The sequence below is a fragment of the Pseudomonas sp. 8(2025) genome, assembly GCF_052665325.1.
The window spans coordinates 1-452 of record NZ_JBQOIE010000050.1 but is presented as its reverse complement, the minus strand read 5'-3'; the positions used below and the strand labels follow the sequence as shown (position 1 = coordinate 452).

The 452-nt window shown below is 60.6% G+C and carries 1 pseudogene; it reads left to right on the top strand.

What is annotated here, in order from left to right:
* A pseudogene (locus ACUXVH_RS31685) lies at window positions 1-452 on the top strand (beta strand repeat-containing protein); the annotation flags it as partial.

Here is a 452-nt window from a genome sequence, read left to right as displayed (position 1 = left end):
GTGACGATCAATCTGAAAACCGGCGTGAACACCGGCATTGCCGCAGGCGATACCTACACCGACATCGAGACGATCAAGGGTTCGAACTACAACGACACGTTCGTCGGCAACGGCCAGGGCATGGCCTTCGATGGTGGCGCTGGCGTGGATACCGTCGACTACTCGACCTCGTCCGCCGGGGTGAACGTTGAAGTGCGTTTCGGCACTGGCGCGGCCGGCAAGGGCGGAGATGCCGAGGGTACTACCCTGACCAGCATCGAAAACGTCATCGGCTCGGCATTCAATGACATCCTCACCTCCGGCCCAGATCACACCGCCACCGCCATTCGCCTGGAGGGCGGCGCGGGCGATGATATCTATTACATCAACACCGGTGTCACGCCGACCATCGTCGAACAGGCCGGTGGTGGCAATGATGAAGTGCGAGTGTCCGTAATCAACCCAAGCGGCAC